Genomic DNA, 17,269 nt, shown 5'->3' with positions numbered 1-17,269 from the left:
CCGTCGCCCGGTTCGAGCCGATTGATCGGTGAAGCAACTTTTCCAGCTTAGCTCAGCCTCGAACCTCGTTGCAAACAAGGTCTTTGTTCGAGCTAGTGTGATCGCCAGGCGCTCCTCGTCCTACCTCGTTTCCCAGTCCACTCGCTCAGCGTTTCCGCTCAGCGTCTCGGCTCCGGGTCGGTGTCCGTGTCGCTCTGACTTGGACAAAGTTACGTGTCTGCGTGCACGATGTCAAATCCCCTGGTCAGGAAGCGTTTTCACGGAAACGTTCGGAAGTCGCGGACAACCGGGATCGAATCGGCGATCAATCCGCGGCGCCGACGCGCGCTACAGCGCCGCCCAGCGCCTGCAACTGCTCGACGAAATTCGGATAACCGCGATCGATGTGGAAGACGTCGTGCACTTCGGTGGTCCCGTCGGCGACCAAGCCGGCGAGGACCAATCCGGCGCCCGCCCGAATATCGGACGACCACACCGGAGCACTCGACAACCTGGGAATCCCGCGCACCACGGCGTGGTGCCCATCGGTGCGGGCGTCGGCGCCGAGCCGGATCATCTCCTCCACGAAACGGAAACGCGCTTCGAAGATGTTCTCGGTGATCATCGAAGTCCCGTCGGCAATGGACGCGAGCCCGATGGCCATCGGCTGCAGGTCGGTCGGGAAGCCGGGGAACGGCAAGGTCGAGAAGTTCACTGCGCGGGGGCGCTCGGCTTGCACCACGCGGAAGCCCTCCTGCTCGAACGAGATCCGCGCACCCGCGGAACGCAACTTGTCCAGCACCAGTGACAGATGCTTCGGGTTCACTCCGGTGACGCGGATGTCTCCCAGGGTCATCGCGGCGGCGATCCCCCAGGTCGCGGCCACGATGCGATCGCCGATGACGCGGTGGGTGGTGGGCGAGAGCCGCTCGACGCCCTGGATGGTGAGCACCGAGGTGCCCGCCCCGCTGATCCGCGCGCCCATCCGGACGAGCATGTTGCACAGGTCGACGATGTCCGGCTCCCGCGCGGCGTTGTCGATCACCGTCTCGCCCTCGGCGAGCACCGCCGCCATGAGGATGTTCTCGGTCGCGCCGACGGAGGGGAAGTCGAGGCGGATCCTGGCGCCCTGCAGTTCGTCGGCCCTCGCCACCACGCAGCCGTGTTCGATCTCGCTGGTCGCGCCGAGCAGACGCAGGCCGGCCTGATGCATATCGAGCGGACGCGAGCCGATCGCGTCACCACCGGGCAGGGCGACGACCGCACGCTTGCACCGAGCCATCAGCGGACCGAGCACACACACCGACGCGCGGAACTGGGTGACGGCAGGGAAGTCCGCGTGGTACTTCGGCTCGGCTGGCGTGGTGATGGTGACCGCCCCGCCGTCGATGGTCACGTCGCAACCGAGGCCGCGCAGCACATCGGCCATCAGCGGCACGTCGAGGATGTCAGGGCAGTTGGTGATCGTGGTGGTGCCCTCGGCCAGCAACGCAGCGGCCATCAGCTTGAGGACGCTGTTCTTGGCGCCCCCCACCGTGACCTCACCGACGAGTCGATTCCCGCCGGTAACCAAAAACCGTTCCATGCCGCCTCTCCGCGTATTCGGCGCACTGTTGGTGCAAGGATAGTTGCGGCGACCGACTACGGTGCCGCCTCTCCGCGACTCCCCTCGCCTCTAGCCGTTTTTGCCGGACGAGCAAGTGCCGCGCGCTGGGTTTGCGCGGCCGACGGTGTGGTCGGCGTCGTGGTCCTGGCATACCCGGTGGTTACTCGCGTACTCGCATGTTGTCGCCGACGCGATCAGGCGCTCGGCAGTTCGCCGCCGGGCTTCCACAGGATATCGCCGCCGGGATTGGCCACCCGGCTCAGGATGAACAACAGGTCCGAGAGGCGGTTGAGGTACCTCGCGGGTAGGACGTTGGTGTCCTCCGGATACGCCTCGATCGCGGCCCACGCGGAGCGTTCCGCGCGGCGCGCAACGGTGCGGGCGGTGTGCAGCAGGGCTGCCAGCGGCGTGCCACCGGGCAGGATGAACGAATTCAGAGCGGGCAGTTCCGCGTTGAATTCGTCGCACCACGCTTCCAGCCGGTCGACGTAGGGCTGGGTGACGCGCAGCGGCGGGTACTTCGGCTCGGCGACCACCGGTGTGGAGAGGTCGGCGCCGGCGTCGAACAGGTCGTTCTGAATGTGGCGCAGCACCGCGAGCATCGTCTCCCCGGGCTGCCCGAGTGCGATCGCTACGCCGATGGCGGCGTTCGTCTCGTCGCAGTCGGCGTAGGCGACCAGGCGCGGGTTGTTCTTGGCGACCCGGGAGAAGTCGCTCAGTCCCGTGGTCCCGTCATCGCCGGTCCGGGTATAGATCCGCGTCAAGTGCACACTCACAGCACAACCCTAATGGGCGCACCCGGTCGAAGTCCGCCCCAGCCCGCGGCCAGGTCCAGCGGAGGCGGGACGCAGCCGCACAAGCGCCGGGCCGAACGGAGGCTCGAGGCAGCCGCACAAGCGCCGGGCCGAACGGAGGCGAGGCAGCCGCGCGTGTGTTCTACAGACCAGGCATCCGTCGGGTGCGATCCGAAGGCCGGGACTCCACCCAGGAAAGAAAAGCGGTCAAGGAGTCGCGATCGAGTGCCAACTCGAAGCCACCTGCCCGGTCCGACACCGCGATCACGGCGATGTCGTCGGTCATGATGTCGTATTCGTCACCGCGCGGGCCGCGGCGATCACCGATCTCGATGCCTTGACGCCGAATCATGGAATCCGGGCCCAGTTTGAGGCTGGTGAGTTTGAAGAAGACGAGCCGGTCCTCGTCGTACCGGATCAATCCGTGCCGCCAACCCTGACCACCGCGGGCGGGGAGGACGCGCAGAATCGCGGCAGTTCCGCCGCGGCGCAACATGATCAGGCGGTAGGTCGAGGCCAGTGCGAGGAACACGAGCATGAGCACCAGAATGATCAGGAGAACCATCCCGGTTTGCAATGCCGTTCGTCCCTTCGCTCTGCCGCCGTGTCGTCGACACGGTTTTCGATGTGCGGTCATTCAACCACGGCCCTGAGTTTACAAATGGCCCGGCCGTGTCCGACTCGCCTACAAAGACGCTGTCGGCGGTGAAGAGTCTCTTCACCGCCGACAGCCGTCGTTGCGCAATGACAGGTTGTTGCTTACGCGTTCGAGGTCTGCTCGACCGCGCGCACCCGGGCCTGAGCCGCCTTCTGCTGCTCTGCACTGGCGTCCGAGTCGGCCAGCACCCGGCGAGCCGCCTCGACGTCCACCTCGTCGGCGAACTCCGCCGATTCGGCCAGTACCCGAACCGAGTTCGCGGTCACCGAGAAGAAGCCACCGTGCACCGCCGCGACGATGCGCTCGCCCTCGGTGGACACGATGTTCACGGTGCCGCCTTCGACCAACTGGCCGAGCAGCGGCTCGTGCCCCGGCATGATGCCGATCTGGCCCTCGGTGGTCTGCGCGCTGACGAATGACGCCTGGCCGGACCAGAGCAGTCGTTCGACCGCGACGAGATCGACTGACATGTTGTTATTGGACTCAGTCGCCATGGGTGACTACTTTCCGGCGATCTTCTTCGCGGCCGCCTCGACGTCGTCCAGACCACCGCAGCTGTTGAACGCCTGCTCCGGGAAGTGGTCGAACTCGCCCTTGCAGACCCGGTCGAAGTCGTCGATGGTCTGCTCCAGCGGCACGACCGAACCCACCTGACCGGTGAACTTCTCGGCCACGATGAAGTTCTGGCCGAGGAACTTCTCCAGCCGGCGGGCGCGGCCGACGAGGACCTTGTCCTCTTCGGAGAGCTCGTCCATACCGAGGATGGCGATGATGTCCTGCAGCTCCTTGTACTTCTGCAGGATCCGCTTCACCTCGTTGGCCACCGCGAAGTGCCGGTCGCCGACGATCGAGGCCTCCAGGATGCGGGAGGTCGAGGTCAGCGGGTCGACCGCGGGGTAGATGCCCTTCTGCGAGATCGGGCGGGAGAGCTCGGTCGTCGCGTCCAGGTGGGCGAAGGTGGTGGCGGGCGCCGGGTCGGTGTAGTCGTCGGCGGGCACGTAGATCGCCTGCAGCGAGGTGATGGACCGACCGCGGGTGGAGGTGATGCGCTCCTGCAGCTCACCCATCTCGTCGGCCAGGGTCGGCTGGTAACCGACGGCCGAGGGCATGCGGCCGAGCAGGGTGGACACCTCGGAACCGGCCTGGGTGAACCGGAAGATGTTGTCGATGAACAGCAGCACGTCCTGGTGCTGCACGTCGCGGAAGTACTCGGCCATGGTGAGGGCCGAGAGCGCGACGCGCATACGGGTGCCCGGCGGCTCGTCCATCTGGCCGAAGACGAGGGCGGTGTCCTGGAGGACGCCCATCTCTTCCATCTCCAGGCGCAGGTCGGTGCCCTCACGGGTGCGCTCACCGACGCCGGCGAACACGGAGGTACCGGAGAACTCCCGCGCGATACGGGTGATCATCTCCTGGATCAGAACGGTCTTGCCGACACCGGCGCCACCGAACAGGCCGATCTTGCCACCCTTCACGTACGGGGTGAGCAGGTCGATGACCTTGATGCCCGTCTCCAGGATCTCGGTCTTGCCCTCGAGCTGGTCGAACGACGGCGGCTTGCGGTGGATGCCCCACTGCTCGCCCTCGCGGCCGAGGCCGGGAGTGTCCAGGCAGTCGCCCAGCGCGTTGAAGACGTGGCCCTTGACCACGTCGCCGACCGGCACCGAGATCGGCTTGCCGGTGTCGGTGACGGTGGCGCCACGGACCAGGCCGTCGGTCGGCTGCATCGAGATGGTGCGCACGATGTTGTCGCCGAGGTGCTGGGCGACCTCGAGGGTCAGGGTCTTGGCCACCGAGGTCAGGGCGATCTCGGCGTGCAGAGCGTTGAACAGCTCGGGGATGGCTCCGCGGGGGAATTCGACGTCCACGACGGGGCCGATGACCCGGGCGACGCGGCCCGTGGCGGCGCCGGTCCGGCTCGTGTCTTGGGTGACAGCTGCGGTCATTGGTGTTGGTTCTCTCCGTGTCGATGGGCGGCCCTCAGGCCGCGGCGCTTAGTCGCGGTCCGAGCTCGCCGCCAGCGCGTTCACGCCGCCGACGATTTCGCTGATTTCCTGCGTGATCTGGGCCTGACGCACCGAGTTCGCCTCGCGCTGAAGCACACTCGCGAGTTCGTTGGCGTTGTCGGTGGCGGCCTTCATTGCGGTGCGCCGAGCCGCGGACTCGGATGCCGCTGCCTCGAGCAACGACGCGTAGATGCGCGTGTTGATGTACTTCGGCAGCAGCGCCGCCAGCAGCACATCGGCGTCGGGCTCGAATTCGTACTGTGCGTGGACTTCCGCGGTCGGCGAATCCGACACGATGTCCTCGCCCAGGTCGAAGTTCTCGTCGACGAAGCTCACCTGGATGGGCGCGAGCCTGCGCACCTCCGGTGCCTGCGTCAGCATCGACACGAAGCGGGTGTAGACGATGTGCAGTTCGTCCACACCGGCGATGTCGCCGGTCCCGTGCGGGTGCGGAACCTCGCCGTCGGACCCGGCCATGAACGCATCCACCAGGTGGTGGCAGGCGGCCGAGGCATCGGTGTACTTCGGCTGCTGCGAGAACCCGGTCCACGCGGACACGAACGGGCGGTTGCGGAAGGTGTAGTACGTCAGGCCCTTGTTGCCCATGACGTAGAGCACCGGCTCCTTGCCCTCGTCGCGCAGGGTGGTCATCAGCTCTTCGGCGCGCTTGAGCACGTTCGAGTTGTAGCCACCGCACATACCGCTGTCACTGGTGATCACCAGCACCGCCGCACGGCGCGGGGTGGGGCGCTCGGTCAGCAGCGGGTGCGACAGGTTCTTCGACGCACTCGCCAGCTCACTGAGGACCTTGGTGATCTCCTCGGCGTACGGCTTCGCGGCCGCGACCCTGGCCTGGGCCTTGGAGATGCGCGAGGTCGCGATCAGCTCTTGAGCCTTGGTGATCTTCTTGATCGAATTCACACCACGAATGCGGGAGCGCAATTCACGCAAGCTTGCCATCAGCGGTTCACACTCCCTTCATTCGCACGAATCGAATAGCGCATTTGCAGGCTCGATTACTTCTCGACGTGCTTACGCGTCACCGACAGCGACTCGACCTCTTCGTGGTCGAGCTCGCCCGCCTCGGCCTCGTTCACCACACGGCTGCCGTCGGAAGCGAGGAAGCCCTGCTTGAACTTGTCGGTGGCCGCCTTGATCGCCTCGGCCGCCTCGCCATCGAGCACCTTGCCGCCCGCGATGGCTTTGAAGGCGTCCGCGGCGGTGCGGTGCAGGTCCTCCAACAGCTCCGCGCTGAAGCGGCGGATGTCGGCGACCGGAACCGAGTCGTAGTAGCCGCCGTCGACGAGGTAGATCGAGACGATCTGGTCCTCGACCGGCACCGGCGAGTACTGGTCCTGCTTGAGCAGCTCGACCCAGCGGGCGCCGCGCTCGAGCTGCGCCAGCGACGCGGCGTCGAGGTCGGAGGCGAAGGCGGAGAACGCCTCCAGCTCGCGGTACTGCGCCATTTCCAGACGCAACGAACCGGCGACCTTCTTCATGCCCTTGGTCTGGGCGGCGCCACCGACGCGGGAGACCGAGGTACCGACGTTGATCGCCGGGCGGACACCCTTGTTGAACAGGTCGGACTCGAGGAAGACCTGGCCGTCGGTGATGGAGATGACGTTGGTCGGGATGAACGCCGAGATGTCGTTGGCCTTGGTCTCGATGATCGGCAGACCGGTCATCGAGCCAGCGCCCATCTCGTCGGACAGCTTGGCGCAACGCTCCAGCAGACGGGAGTGCAGGTAGAAGACGTCACCGGGGTAGGCCTCGCGGCCCGGCGGGCGACGCAGCAGCAGCGAGATGGCGCGGTAGGCCTCGGCCTGCTTGGTCAGGTCGTCGAACACGATCAGCACGTGCTTGCCCTGGTACATCCAGTGCTGGCCGATGGCCGAACCGGTGTAGGGGGCCAGCCACTTGAAGCCCGCGGAGTCGGAGGCCGGGGCGGCGACGATGGTGGTGTACTCCAGCGCGCCGTGCTGCTCCAGCGCGGTCTTGACGCCCGCGATGGTGGAACCCTTCTGGCCGATGGCGACGTAGATGCAGCGCACCTGCTTCTTGGGGTCGCCGGTCTCCCAGTTGGCCTTCTGCGCGAGGATCGCGTCGATGCAGACCGCGGTCTTGCCGGTCTTGCGGTCGCCGATGATCAGCTGACGCTGGCCACGGCCGATCGCGGTCAGCGCGTCGATGGCGGTGATGCCGGTGGCCAGCGGCTCCTCGACCGGCTGGCGCTGCAGCACGGTCGCGGCCTGCAGCTCCAGCACGCGCTGCTCCTCGGCCTCGATCTCGCCGAGACCGTCGATCGGCTGACCGAGCGGGTTCACCACGCGGCCGAGGAACTTGTCGCCGACCGGAACCGAGAGCACGTCACCGGTCCGGCGGACCTCGTGGCCTTCCTCGATCTCGGCGAACTCGCCGAGGATGACCGCACCGATCTCGCGGTCCTCGAGGTTCAGCGCCACGCCGAGCACGCCGCCCGGGAACTCGAGCAGCTCGTTGGCCATCGCCGAAGGCAGGCCGCTGACGTGCGCGATGCCGTCACTGGCGTCGGTGACCACACCGACTTCTTCGATGGAGGTCTTGGGGGTGTAGCTCTGGGTGTAGCTCTCGATCGCGCTACGGATCTCGTCGGAGGAGATCGTCAGCTCCGCCATGTTCTTCCTGCTCTCGCTGTCTGGGTCGGGAATGTCGGGGGGTGTGGTGAGCGCGCTAGGTCAGTGCCCGGCGCAGCTTTTCCAGTCGGCCGAGGGCGCTGCCGTCGATCACGTCGTCACCGACGCGCACGACGAGCCCGCTCAGCAAACTCGGGTCGACCTGGACGTGCACCGTGGTCGCCTTGCCGTAGATACGGCCCAGCGAGGTGCCCAGCCGGTCACGCTGCTGGTCGGTGAGCGCGATCGCGGCGCGCACGTGCGCGACGATCTGCTCGCGGCGACCCGCCGCCAGGTCGGACAGCTCGTCGAAGGCCGCGCCGAGGCTCGTCCGCTGCCTGGCCACCACCTGCTCCGCCAGGGTCAGCGTGATCGGCTCGGTCTTGTCCGCCAGCAGACGGGCGACCAGCTCGCGCTTGGCCGAGGCCGGCTTCGCGCGATCCGACAGCGCCTGCTCCAACTCGGGGTTGTCGCTGATGATCCGGCCGAGCCGGAACAGCTCGTCCTCGACCGCGTCGATCCGGCCGCGCTGCGCGGCCGACTCCAGCAACGCCTCCTGGCCGAGCAGCACCAAGGTGTCGACCAGGTCCGCGGTGCGCGACCAGTCCTGGGCCACCGCGGTGGTCAGCACCGCCAGTGTGGCAGCGCTGACCTTGCCGCCGAAGACCCGCTCGCAGAGTTCCGCGCGTGCGGAACCCGGCACCGACACGTCCGCGAGCGCCACACGCAGCGAACGCTGGTCGTCCAGCACGGCGACAACGGCGAACAGTTCCGAGCCCGTCGTGGCCGCAGCCGTATCGCTTCCGGTCAGAGCGGCCCGAAGCGCCTCCCGGGACCGGGCGCTTGCCTCGCGGCTCGCTGCGTACATGCTTCTCACTTTCGCGTCGTTACCTTCCGACCCCGATGCCTGCGTCCGACTCGTCGAGCTCGTCGAGGAACCGCTCGATCGACGCCGCCTGCTTGGCCTCGTCCGACACCGACTGTCCGATGATCTTCTCGGCCAGGTCGACGGCCGTGCGGCCGACTTCGGAGCGGAGCTCGGTCAGGATCTGCTGGCGCTGGGCTTCCAGCTGGGTGTGGCCTGCCGCGATGATGCGGTCGGCTTCGGCCTGGGCATCCGAGCGCATCTGCGCGAGGATCTCCTGGCCCTGGGTGCGCGCGTCCTCCCGGATGCGGGCGGCCTCCAGCCGGGCGTCGGCCAGCTGCTGCTGGTACTGCTGCAGGGTGAGCTGAGCTTCTTCCTGCGCGGCCTCGGCACGAGCGATGCCGCCTTCGATCTTGTCGGAGCGCTCGTCGAGCGTCTTCATCAGGCGCGGAACCACGTACTTGTAGAACAGGGCCCCGATGATGAGGACGCAGACGATCGACCAGACGATGTCGTACGTTTCGGGAACGAGAGGATTCACTTCCTCTCCCTCCGCCGCCGCGAGCAAAACTGACTCGTACATCGGAATCAGAAAATGAAGCCGGCGACGAGACCGATGAGGGCGAGCGCCTCGGTGAACGCGATACCGAGGAACATGTTGGTGCGGATGGTGCCCTGCAGCTCAGGCTGACGCGCGATGCCCTCGATGGCCTTGCCGACGACGATGCCGACGCCGATGCCGGGGCCGATCGCGGCGAGACCGTAGCCGACGGCGCCGAGACCCTTGAAGGTGCTCTCGGTGGTCGCGGCTTCCTGGGCCAGGTAAGCGAGGCTCATGAGTCTTCCATTCCCTTTCTGTTGCTCACCCGCCGGTCGGCGTGGTGTAGCAGGTTTCCGGTAGTTGTGTCGGTCAGGTCAGTGATCGGCCGCGTGCTGTGCGAGCCCGATGTAAACGGCGGTCAGCAGCGCAAACACATAGGCCTGCAAGAAGATGACCAACAACTCGAACAGCGTGAATCCGAGTCCCGCGAGCAGCGAGAACGGCGAGAACACCTTCATCCACGCGGCGGCGTCGAACAGGAAGAACCAGGTGGCGCTGAAGAACAGCACCAACATGATGTGACCGGCCAGCATGTTGGCCATGAGTCGGACGGTCAGCGTGAACGGACGCAGGATGAAGGTGGAGACGAACTCGATCGGAATCAGCAGCACGTGCAGTGCGGGGGGAACATTCGGAACGACGATGCTGCTGCGCATGTAGTTGAAGAATCCGTACTTCTTGATACCGACGTAGTTGAACGCCAGGTACGCGATGACGGCCAGCGTCAGCGGCATGCCGATGCGAGCATTCGACGAGATGTTCAACCCCGGAATGATGCCGGAGAAGTTCAGAAAGAGGACCGTGAAGAAGATCGTGGCGATCAGCGGGAAGAACCTGCGTCCCGATTCCTTGCCCAGCACCTCTTCGCAGATCTGCTCTTTGACGAAGACCAGGCCGATTTCGGCGACATTCTGCAGACCGCGCGGAACGATCTTCGGCGAACGGAACGCCAGCAGCATCACGGCGACCAGAACGGCCGTCATCAGGATGCGGATCAGCATCAATCGATCGAGTTCGAACGGCGTTCCCTCGAACAGCACAGCTGGAGGGAAGAAGTCGGTAAGCGACGGCGCATGGAACTCGGCCGCCAGAGTGGTGACGCTCAGCGTTCTCTCCCGTGTTCGGGCCGCGGGTACGGTCATTCCCGCGGTTCGATCGGACATTGACGATCAATTTGGGTCGACTCAGGTCGGCTCGAAGTTCGTCAGCAGCTGTGCGGCGGTTTGGACTCCACCCGGCGTCTGTACGTGTGTCGGCGACATCGTCGACATGCAGAACCGGAACACCCCTCGGAGCCCGGCACGGCAGTAAGCATAGCTGCCGTCATGCGGGATCCAGCGGGTGACCCCTCACTTGGTCGCTTGCTTACCAACACTTTACCAAGTGATCTACGACAGCGCGTAGGGGGTGTGCGTTTTTTGTTACTCGCGGGTATCAGACGCTTCCGTGTCGGTCGTCGTCACGTACGGAACCTTCTGGCGCAGAACGCCATACGTCTCCGCGCCGAGCACGATGACCAAGGCTCCGATGACGGTGAGGAACAGGACGACCCGGTCGTAGAAATCGAACTGATTGAGGATCGCGATGACGACCAACGCCACCAGCATCTTGCCAACCCAGCTCACCAGCATGACCAGACCGGCCGTGGTCGGCGGCAGCTTCGCGCCGAACAGCACAACCGCCGCGGTGGTCAGAATGAAGCCTCCGCCGATCGCGGCGCCGAGCAGCGCACCCCATACGCCAGGCATTCCCGAGACGGCGGCGCCCAGTCCGACCGCCAGGACCACCAGCACGCCCAAGCCGATCAGGCCGTAGCGCAGAGCGGACCGCAGCGGAGCGTCGGGGCCGGGCACAGGTTCGGGTGCGAAACTCACAACCAGCGACTTTACCCGTGGGCCGATCCGTCGCCCGCCGGGTCCCCACGCCGCAGCCCCGGGATCGCGGTGATCACCAACGCGAAAACCAGACCGCCCGCCATCAACAGGACAACCAGCCTGCGGTCCATCAGCGAGGTGCCCACCGCGCCGAACGCGAGCACACCGACCCACAAATAGATCAGCAGCACGACGCGCCGGTGCGAATGCCCGATCTGCAGCAAGCGATGATGCAGGTGCATTTTGTCCGGCGTCGAGAAACTCACGCCCGCGCGAACCCGGCGCACGATGGCGAGCAACAGGTCCAGCACCGGAATGAACATCACCGCACCCACCAGCAACAGCGGGGAAAGCAGACCGACGATGTCGCGCGGCCCGTATCCCTGCAATGGGATTCGACCGGAAGCGCCGGTGGACACGGCGGCCAGCATCAATCCGATCAGCATCGAGCCGGAGTCGCCCATGAATATGCGCGCGGGCTGGAAGTTGTGCGGCAGGAATCCGAGGCATCCGCCCGCCAGCGCGGCGGCGAGCAGCGCGGGCGGGTAGGTGTCCACCGAGCCGCCCTGTTCGTTCATCAATCCCAGGCAGAACACGAAAACGGCCAGCGCGGCGATCAAGCCGAGGCCCGCGGCGAGGCCGTCCAGACCGTCGACGAAGTTCATGGCGTTTACCAGGGTCACGGTGACCGCGACCGTGACCAAGCCGCCTTGCAAGCCGTCCAGCACCACCGTGGTGTTGCTGAACGGGTTGTAGATGACGTACCAACCGAGCCCCATGACGGCCATCACGCCGGCCGCCGTCACCTGTCCGGCGAACTTCGTGAGCGCGTCCAGGCCCCACCGGTCGTCGACGATGCCGACCGCGACGATGAGCGTGCCTGCCACCAGCACGGCGATCGGGATATTGGGCTTGTAGTCGAATCCGCTGCGCAGCGCGGGCAGTTGGTGCGCGAACAGCACCGAGGCGACCACGCCGATGTAGATGCCGACGCCGCCCATCCGCGGAATCGGCTTGACGTGTACATCCCGATCGCGCGGCACGGCGACCGCGCCGAAGCCGATCGCCAGCACGCGCACCCCGCCGGTGGCCAGGAAGGTCACCACCGCGGAGATGAGCAGCACGACGAGCAGCTCCCGCAGGGGGACGACAGCGCTCGAACCCATCATCCGAGCCGCTGCGCGGCGCCACCGAGCGCCTCCGGCGACATGCCGAGCACCTCGGCGATGTCGGCGACGGGCACCGCGCCGGCACGCAGGATGCGCGGTTGGTCGGCGGTCAGGTCGACGATGGTGGAGGCGACCGCGTGCTCGGCGGGACCGCCGTCGAGGTACACGCCGACCAGCTCGCCGAGCTGCTCCTTGGCCTCGGCGGCGGTCTTGGCCGGTGGCTGTCCGGATACATTGGCGCTGGACACCGCCAGCGGGCCGACCTCACGCAACAGCTCGAGCGCGACCGGGTGCAACGGCATCCGCAGCATCACCGTCCCGCGCGTGTCACCGAGATCCCAGGCCAGCGAAGGCGCTTGCTGCACAACGAGACTCAGTCCGCCGGGCCAGAACGCCCGGATCAGTTCGCGCGCTTGCGGCCGCACCGAGAACACCAGGCCGTCGATGGTGTGCCAGGAACCGACGAGCACCGGCACCGGCATGTCCCTGCCCCGGCGCTTGGCCGCGAGCAGCGAGCTCACCGCGGTGGAATCGAACGCGTCGGCGGCCAAGCCGTACAGGGTGTCGGTGGGCAGCACGACCAGCCGTCCGGATTTCAGGGCACTGGTCGCCGCAGACAGTCCTGCGGCGCGCGAGTCGGGATCCGCGCAGTCGTAGACGGTACTCACGGCTCCCATCCTGTCACGGCGGTCCGCCGCTCCGCGTATTCAGGCCGTACTAGTAGGTGCCGCGAGACTGCGTTCAGGTCCTGCGTCGGCTGCCGAGCGAGTTCTGGGCGTGCCCGACGAGCTGGTTCGAGCCACGCCCGAGAGGCCACCTCGGTGTTGATCGGAAGCCCTGGGGGGCACGCCCTTGACCTCAGGACACAAGACGTCCCCCGCTGGTCGACGGGACGCAAGACCTGTCCCACGGGTCCGGGGTCAAGCGCGTACCGCGGCGACGAAGCGGGGTTTGCCGGCCAAGTCGGGGTGCTCGACGATGTCGTTGAACTCGCCGTGCTCGGCCAGCAGGGCCGCGAGAGCTGAGCCGTTGGTGTCGTCGTGTTCGATCGCGACGCCGCCGCCCGGGCGCAGGAGGCGGGTGATGTTCGGGATCATGCGGCGGATGACCGACAGACCGTCCGGGCCGCCGAACAGGGCGATCGGCGGATCGTGCTCGGCCACCTCGGGGTCGAGGCGGGCGCCATCGGGGATGTAGGGCGGATTGGAGACCACCACGTCCACCCGGCCGTCGAGGTTTGTGAGCAGCGTGGGGTCGGTGGCGTCGTCGGCGTAGAGCGTGATCTGGGTATCGCCCGCCGCGATGCGGTCGTCGGCGTTGCGGCGCGCCCAGACCAGCGCCGCTGGATCGAGCTCGATCGCGTGCACGTCGGCGTCGGGGCGCGCGTGCGCGATGGCGAGGGCGAGCGCGCCCGATCCGGTGCACAGGTCGACGACGATCGGGGCGTGATCGTGCGGCAGGGCCTCCAGCTGCGCCAGCGCCCACGCGTACAACAGCTCGGTTTCCGGGCGCGGCACGAAGACGCCGGGTCCAACCGCGAGATCGAGCGCGCCCATCACGGCCGTTCCGGTCAAGTGCTGCAACGGAATCCGCTGTGCGCGGCGATCGACCAGCTCGCGATACTCGGTCAGCTTGCCCGGCGGCACCAGCGGGGTCAGCGCCAGCCTGGTCCGTTCCACGCCGAGGACGTGCGCCGCCAATTGCTCGGCGTCGGCCCGCGGACTGTGCACGCCTGCGGTCCGCAATGTCTCGATGGCGTCGTTGATGGCGGGGCGCAGCGCTACTCGGGTGGTAGACATGGCATCGACTCTGCCCGAAACGGGATCATTCCGCGGCCATACGCGCTTCGCGATCCGCCTTACCCAGGGCATCCAGCAATGCGTCGAGGTCGCCGTCGAGCACCGCGTCGAGGTTGTGCGCCTTGAAACCGATGCGATGGTCGGTGATCCGGTTCTCCGGGAAGTTGTAGGTGCGAATCCGCTCGGAGCGGTCGACCGTGCGGATCTGGCTCGCCCGGCCCGCGGCCGCCTCCTGGTCGGCCTGTTCCTCGGCCAGCGCTTGCAGCCGCGCCGCGAGCACCTGCATGGCGCGGGCCTTGTTCTGCAACTGGGACCGCTCGTTCTGGCAGGTGACCACGATGCCGGAGGGCAGATGGGTGATGCGCACCGCGGAGTCGGTGGTGTTGACGCCCTGACCGCCCTTGCCGGAGGAGCGATAGACGTCGATCCGCAGATCGGATTCGTCGATCTGCACCTCTTCGATCTCGTCGGGTTCCGGGTAGATCAGCACGCCCGCCGCCGACGTGTGGATGCGCCCCTGCGATTCGGTCACCGGGACGCGCTGCACACGGTGCACACCGCCTTCGAATTTGAACCGCGACCACACGCCGTCGCGCGCGGCGTCCCGGCTCTTGATCGACAGCGTCGCCTCTTTGTAGCCGCCGAGATCCGACAGCGTGGCGTCGAGGATCTCGACCTTCCAGCCGTGGCGCTCGGCGTAGCGCACGTACATGCGGGCCAGATCGGCGGCGAACAGCGCCGACTCCTCACCGCCCTCGCCGGACTTCACCTCGAGCACGACGTCGTCGCCGTCGTGTGGATCGCGCGGGGCGAGCAGGTCGGCGAGGGCCTGTTCCAGTTCCTCGACCTCGCGCTCCAGGCCGGGGATCTCGGCGGCGAAGGCGGCATCGTCCGTGGCGAGCTCCTGGGCGGCGGACAGATCCTCGCGCGCCGCCTCCAGCTTGCGGTACGTGGCCATGACCGGGGCCAGCTCGGCGAACCGCTTGCCGACCCGGCGCGCGGCGCCCGCATCGTTGTGCAGCGACGGATCGGCCAGCTGCGTCTCCAAGCCGGCGTACTCGGCCAGAACGTCATCGATCGCGGACGGTTGCGTCACGGTGCTTCCTTCTTCTGGTTACCGGTCCATACAAAACACCGACGCCCGGCCTGCGCAGCAGGACCGGGCGTCGGCGAGGAAGCTACTTGGCGTCGGCCTTCTTGCCGGCACGCTTGCCGTAGCGGGCCTCGAAGCGGGCGACGCGGCCACCGGTGTCGAGGATCTTCTGCTTGCCGGTGTAGAACGGGTGGCACTGCGAGCAGACCTCGACGGTGATGTGTCCCGACTCCTTGGTGCTGCGAGTCTGGAAGGTGTTGCCGCAACCACAGACGACCGTGGTGTCGACATACGTCGGGTGAATTCCTGCCTTCATGGGTGTCCTCTCGAGATATGGCCGCCGGGTCGCCCACGCGAATTCGCGACGAGCGTGAACCGGAACCGACTAGGCGGGAGGTCTGCTCCGATGAGCAGACGCAACGACCGTTCAGTATGCCAGAACTGCCGTTACGCTCCCAAAACGCCTCTGGCAAGTGGTTTGTTCCCGCCCTAGGTACTTCCCCCAGCGTCCGCGCCCCTGGAAATTCGGGCGTGCGAATCCGCGCCGCCTGCACCGACCCTGAAGTCGGGTAGTCCGCTACTCAGGAATGCGAACAGATCCGTTCATAGAGTTGCAGACCTGGGCACATCGCCGTTGGCGGCTGGAAGGAGACCGGCGTGGCAATCCGAATCGCGTCCGCGATTTTCGTTCTCCTGATTCTCACCGCGGCCGTCGGCTGGTGTGCTCTCCCCGAAACCATGAACTATTCCGCGCCCGCGAACGCCGTGTACGTCCGCAGCAGCACGTCGGGTCCGGCAGACGCGACCTGTGCACTCATCCTCGGTTTCCTGATCATCGGCTCGGCCGCGATCGGCTTGGCCTTCTTCGCCCCGCGAACGTCGAAAGGGCCCCGCTGTAGCGGGACCCTTTCGACCGTTGCCTCGGCGGCAACTCGGTACTACCTACTACTCGTCGAGCGCGCCCGGCGCGGTCTTGCTCACCTGCATGAGGAACTCGAGGTTGTTCTTCGACTTCTTCAGACGGTCGATCAGCAGATCGATCGCCTGGTGCGAGTCCAGGCCGGACAGTACGCGGCGCAGCTTGTGCAGCACGCCCGCCTCGTCGGGGCTGAGCAGTAGCTCGTCCTTGCGGGTGCCGGACGGATTGACGTCCACCGCCGGGAACACCCGCCGCTCCGCGATCTTGCGGTCCAGCTTGAGTTCGGCGTTACCGGTGCCCTTGAACTCCTCGAAGATCACCGTGTCACCGGTCGAGCCGGTCTCCACCATCGCGGTCGCGATGATGGTCAGCGATCCGCCGTTCTCGATGTTGCGCGCCGCGCCGAGGAACCGCTTGGGCGGGTACAGCGCGGTGGAATCGACACCACCGGAAAGGATTCGGCCCGAGGCGGGCGAGGAGTTGTTGTACGCGCGGCCGAGCCGGGTGATCGAGTCGAGCAGCACGACGACGTCCTTGCCCATCTCCACCAGGCGCTTGGCGCGCTCGATGGCGAGCTCGGCGACCGAGGTGTGGTCCGACGGCGGCCGGTCGAAGGTCGACGAGATGACCTCGCCGCGCACCGAACGCTGCATGTCGGTGACCTCTTCAGGACGCTCGTCGACCAGCACGACCATGAGGTAGACCTCAGGGTTGTTGGTCGCGATCGCGTTCGCGATGTCCTGCAGGATCGTGGTCTTACCGGCCTTCGGCGGCGACACGATCAGCGCGCGCTGCCCCTTGCCGATCGGCATGATCAGGTCGATGATCCGGGTGGTCAGCTTGTTCGGCGTGGTCTCCAGCCGCAGCCGCTGGTTCGGGTACAGCGGGGTGAGCTTGCCGAACTCGGGGCGGCGCTTCGCGGCGTCGACCTCACCGCCGTTGACCGTGTCCAGCCGCACCAGCGGATCGAACTTCTGTCGCTGGTTGGCTTGTTCGCCGTCGCGCGGGGCGCGCACCGCGCCGGTGATCGCGTCACCGCGGCGCAGACCGTTCTTGCGCACCAGGTTCATCGACACGTACACGTCGTTCGGCCCGGCCAGGTAGCCGGAGGTGCGGACGAAGGCGTAGTTGTCCAGCACGTCGAGGATGCCCGCGACCGGCTGCAGCACGTCGTCCTCGCGGATCTCGAGCTCGCGGGTCTCGCCGCCACCGCCATCGCGGTCGCGTCCACGACGGCGCTCCCGGAAGCGGCGTC

18 protein-coding genes are annotated in these 17,269 nt (G+C 66.8%); all 18 read right to left on the bottom strand.

The annotated features are described in order from the left end of the window. Nucleotides 1–304 precede the first annotated feature (304 nt). A complete protein-coding gene (gene murA, locus NA4_RS32750; RefSeq protein WP_067479064.1) occupies nucleotides 305–1,564 on the bottom strand; it encodes a UDP-N-acetylglucosamine 1-carboxyvinyltransferase in 1,260 nt (419 codons plus the stop codon). 215 nt (nucleotides 1,565–1,779) lie between these two features. Then, nucleotides 1,780–2,361: a cob(I)yrinic acid a,c-diamide adenosyltransferase gene (locus NA4_RS32745; protein WP_067479062.1), complete on the bottom strand. Its 582-nt coding sequence runs from the start codon at nucleotides 2,359–2,361 to the stop codon at nucleotides 1,780–1,782. A gap of 160 nt (nucleotides 2,362–2,521) precedes the next feature. Next, entirely contained in the window at nucleotides 2,522–2,944 is a 423-nt protein-coding gene (locus NA4_RS32740; protein ID WP_067479060.1) for a DUF2550 domain-containing protein, read from the bottom strand. A gap of 194 nt (nucleotides 2,945–3,138) precedes the next feature. Further along, nucleotides 3,139–3,507, bottom strand: coding sequence for a F0F1 ATP synthase subunit epsilon (locus NA4_RS32735; protein ID WP_067479071.1), 369 nt, complete (start codon nucleotides 3,505–3,507; stop codon nucleotides 3,139–3,141). 30 nt (nucleotides 3,508–3,537) lie between these two features. After that, nucleotides 3,538–4,983, bottom strand: a complete 1,446-nt coding sequence (atpD, locus tag NA4_RS32730) for a F0F1 ATP synthase subunit beta (protein ID WP_067479058.1) — start codon at nucleotides 4,981–4,983, stop codon at nucleotides 3,538–3,540. Nucleotides 4,984–5,031: 48 nt separating this feature from the next. Beyond that, on the bottom strand, nucleotides 5,032–6,003 hold the full coding sequence (locus tag NA4_RS32725) for a F0F1 ATP synthase subunit gamma (RefSeq protein WP_067479056.1): 972 nt from the start codon (nucleotides 6,001–6,003) through the stop codon (nucleotides 5,032–5,034). Between the two features lie 56 nt (nucleotides 6,004–6,059). Further along, nucleotides 6,060–7,697, bottom strand: coding sequence for a F0F1 ATP synthase subunit alpha (atpA, locus tag NA4_RS32720; protein WP_067479054.1), 1,638 nt, complete (start codon nucleotides 7,695–7,697; stop codon nucleotides 6,060–6,062). Between the two features lie 55 nt (nucleotides 7,698–7,752). Then, nucleotides 7,753–8,562 (bottom strand): F0F1 ATP synthase subunit delta, encoded by an 810-nt coding sequence (locus NA4_RS32715; RefSeq protein WP_067479051.1) that lies wholly within the window; start codon nucleotides 8,560–8,562, stop codon nucleotides 7,753–7,755. A 19-nt stretch (nucleotides 8,563–8,581) separates the two neighbouring features. Further along, nucleotides 8,582–9,142 carry a F0F1 ATP synthase subunit B gene (locus NA4_RS32710; protein WP_067479049.1) on the bottom strand — a complete coding sequence of 187 codons (561 nt, stop codon included), beginning with the start codon at nucleotides 9,140–9,142 and terminating at the stop codon, nucleotides 8,582–8,584. A 5-nt stretch (nucleotides 9,143–9,147) separates the two neighbouring features. Then, a complete protein-coding gene (locus tag NA4_RS32705; protein WP_067479047.1) occupies nucleotides 9,148–9,396 on the bottom strand; it encodes an ATP synthase F0 subunit C in 249 nt (82 codons plus the stop codon). Nucleotides 9,397–9,474: 78 nt separating this feature from the next. Continuing rightward, complete coding sequence (atpB, locus tag NA4_RS32700) at nucleotides 9,475–10,302, bottom strand: F0F1 ATP synthase subunit A (RefSeq protein ID WP_157129444.1); 828 nt, start codon at nucleotides 10,300–10,302, stop codon at nucleotides 9,475–9,477. A 279-nt stretch (nucleotides 10,303–10,581) separates the two neighbouring features. After that, nucleotides 10,582–11,034 (bottom strand): Cg1360 family ATP-synthase-associated protein, encoded by a 453-nt coding sequence (locus NA4_RS32695; protein WP_067479045.1) that lies wholly within the window; start codon nucleotides 11,032–11,034, stop codon nucleotides 10,582–10,584. An 11-nt stretch (nucleotides 11,035–11,045) separates the two neighbouring features. After that, nucleotides 11,046–12,203 carry a glycosyltransferase family 4 protein gene (locus NA4_RS32690; RefSeq protein ID WP_067479043.1) on the bottom strand — a complete coding sequence of 386 codons (1,158 nt, stop codon included), beginning with the start codon at nucleotides 12,201–12,203 and terminating at the stop codon, nucleotides 11,046–11,048. Continuing rightward, a complete protein-coding gene (locus NA4_RS32685) occupies nucleotides 12,200–12,871 on the bottom strand; it encodes an L-threonylcarbamoyladenylate synthase (protein WP_067479067.1) in 672 nt (223 codons plus the stop codon). The genes NA4_RS32690 and NA4_RS32685 overlap by 4 nt, the downstream gene beginning before the upstream one ends. A gap of 252 nt (nucleotides 12,872–13,123) precedes the next feature. Beyond that, nucleotides 13,124–14,002 (bottom strand): peptide chain release factor N(5)-glutamine methyltransferase, encoded by an 879-nt coding sequence (gene prmC, locus NA4_RS32680; protein WP_067479041.1) that lies wholly within the window; start codon nucleotides 14,000–14,002, stop codon nucleotides 13,124–13,126. Between the two features lie 25 nt (nucleotides 14,003–14,027). After that, complete coding sequence (gene prfA, locus NA4_RS32675) at nucleotides 14,028–15,098, bottom strand: peptide chain release factor 1 (RefSeq protein ID WP_067479039.1); 1,071 nt, start codon at nucleotides 15,096–15,098, stop codon at nucleotides 14,028–14,030. 82 nt (nucleotides 15,099–15,180) lie between these two features. Continuing rightward, nucleotides 15,181–15,411: a 50S ribosomal protein L31 gene (rpmE, locus tag NA4_RS32670; protein ID WP_039796334.1), complete on the bottom strand. Its 231-nt coding sequence runs from the start codon at nucleotides 15,409–15,411 to the stop codon at nucleotides 15,181–15,183. A gap of 629 nt (nucleotides 15,412–16,040) precedes the next feature. Next, the coding region (gene rho / locus NA4_RS32665) for a transcription termination factor Rho (RefSeq protein WP_067479037.1) at nucleotides 16,041–17,269 on the bottom strand (1,229 nt) is incomplete at its 5' end.

Origin of the sequence: Nocardia amamiensis NBRC 102102 (genome assembly GCF_001612745.1) — a bacterium.
GTDB lineage: Bacteria > Actinomycetota > Actinomycetes > Mycobacteriales > Mycobacteriaceae > Nocardia > Nocardia amamiensis.
This window is presented reverse-complemented; position numbering and strand designations above follow the sequence as displayed.